The 2,051-nt window shown below is 72.3% G+C and carries 2 protein-coding genes; one reads left to right on the top strand and one right to left on the bottom strand.

All coding sequences use genetic code 11. The annotated features are described in order from the left end of the window. Nucleotides 1-135: 135 nt before the first annotated feature. Complete coding sequence (locus RIF65_RS15110) at nucleotides 136-771, bottom strand: isochorismatase family protein (protein WP_309082777.1); 636 nt, start codon at nucleotides 769-771, stop codon at nucleotides 136-138. Between the two features lie 112 nt (nucleotides 772-883). On the opposite strand from RIF65_RS15110, the gene RIF65_RS15105 reads away from it, so the two are divergent. Next, entirely contained in the window at nucleotides 884-1,861 is a 978-nt protein-coding gene (locus RIF65_RS15105; RefSeq protein WP_309082775.1) for a GlxA family transcriptional regulator, read from the top strand. Nucleotides 1,862-2,051 lie beyond the last annotated feature (190 nt).

Below are 2,051 nucleotides of genomic sequence, written 5' to 3'. Positions count from 1 at the left end.
GCGTGGGCCGACGTGCAGGGCGCCGTGGGTGTGATCGTCGCGTTCATCGTCGGTGCGGTCGTGCTGGGCGTGGCGACCCTGCGCCGCCGTACGCCCTGACCCGTCGAGGTAGCGCTCCCGTGCTGCCAGCGTGCATCATCGGGACAGCCGAGCACCGATGACGGCGGACGTGCCGAGGTCGCTCTTGGGCAGCGCCTCGCCGGCGGCCACGGCCTCGGTCCAGGCCAGGGCGTCCCCGACGGCGGCGAAGTTGGAGTTGAGCAGCGCCAGCAGGGTCGTGTGCACCGTCTTGGCGTCGGCGAAGCCGGCGTCGTTGGCGATGTTGATCGCGCCGGTGGCGTCGGACAGCACCTCGGCGGACAGGCCGTGGGTCTCGGCCTCGGCGGCGGACGCGATGATGCAGTTGTTGGTCATGTAGCCGACCAGGGTGATGGTGTCGATCTCGCGGTCCCGGAGCCAGGCCAGCAGGTCGGTGCCGGCGAACACGGTGCCGTACTGCTTGACGACCGACTTCCACGCGTCCGTCTGCCTGGCCTCGACCTCGGGGTGCAACCGGAAGCCCGGGCGGCTCGGGTCGAAGACGGGCGCGCCCTCGCCCGCCGTGTGCTGGACCGCGACGACGGGGATCCCCGCGGCGATCGCGGCATCGATCGCCCGGGTGATCTGCGGCAAGGACTCGGTGTGCGGCGGGTACTGGATCTCCAGCGGGCCGCCGAAGTACTCCTGCTGCACGTCGACGAGGATGAGCGCGCGGCGCGGGGTGGTGGACATGGGTCGATGCTCCTCGGTCGGGGGATGGGCGCCTCGGTGTGGCGCCATAGCGATCCTGAGCCGTGGTGGGCCGTAGCCGCCATTGGCACACGTGCACCGTTACGATGGATCCGTGCCAACCTCCGCGGAGCGTCTTCGCGTCGCCGTCTACGCCTTCGACGGCGTCACGATGTTCCACCTCGCCGTGCCGCAGCTCGTCTTCGACGAGGTGGCGCGTCAGGGCCTCGGGACCTGGGAGACGGTGCTGTTCTCCGACCGCGCCGGAACTGTCCGCACCGCCGAGGGCTACCGGATGTCCGGCGTGCGCGGTCCGGCCGCCGCCGAGGATGCCGACGTCGTGGTGGTGCCCTCCTGGTACGGGGACGGCCGCGCGATCGGGCCGACGCTACGGCGAGCGCTGCACCGGGCGCACACCCGCGGGGCGACCGTCGCCGGGCTGTGCCTCGGAGCCGTCGCCGTCGTGGACGCCGGGTTGCTGTCCGGCCGCACAGCCGTGACGCACTGGGAGGCCGTCGACGCGCTCGCCGCCCGCCATCCTGACGTCGCCGTCGACCCGTCGGTCCTCTACATCGACCACGGCGACGTGCTGACCTCCGCCGGCACCGCATCTGCGATCGACGCATGCCTCCACGTGGTGCGCACCAGGCTCGGGGCCGCCGCGGCCAACCAGGTCGCCCGGCACCTGGTCGTGGCTCCGCACCGTGAGGGCGGGCAGGCGCAGTACATCGACCGCCCGATCGCGTCGCGCCCGTCCGACGACCCGATCTCGCGCGTCCTGGAGTGGGCGTTGTCGCACCTGGACGAGTCGTTGACCGTCGAGCGGCTTGCTGCCGCGGCGCACATGAGCCGACGCACGTTCATCCGGGCGTTCCAGGCGTCGACCGGTACGACGCCGGCGGCCTGGATCCGTTCCCGCCGCCTCGACGAGGCGCGCCGCATGCTGGAGTCGACGGATCTGCCGGTGGAGCAGGTCGCGGCCGCCTGCGGGTTCGGCAACGCCGTCACGCTGCGGCAGAACTTCGCCTCAGCCTTCGCTACCTCGCCCTCGGAGTACCGCCGCCGGTTCGACACCCGCGGCGCGTCGGCCTGAGCGTGTCCTGCGCGACACCCCGAGCTGGCGCTGCCTCGGCGTGTGGGGCGCTGTGTCGCGGGGTCAGGGGCGGGCGGAGAAGCGTTCGAGCAGCTCGGCGTGCCCGGAGCAGATGAGCAGGTCGTTCGCGCTGACGCGCGTCTCGGGGGTCGCGTACTGGAACTCCAGGCCCGGTGACTTCACGCCGATG

The sequence above is a fragment of the Microbacterium sp. genome (assembly GCF_031180975.1).
Taxonomy (GTDB): Bacteria; Actinomycetota; Actinomycetes; order Actinomycetales; family Microbacteriaceae; genus Microbacterium.
The sequence above is the reverse complement of the archived record's forward strand: the minus strand, read 5'-3'. Positions and strand labels throughout refer to the sequence as shown.

Excerpts from the sequence above, each read along its gene's own strand:
- RIF65_RS15110 (WP_309082777.1), bottom strand. The coding sequence starts at position 771 with ATGTCCACCACCCCGCGCCGCGCGCTCATCCTCGTCGACGTGCAGCAG.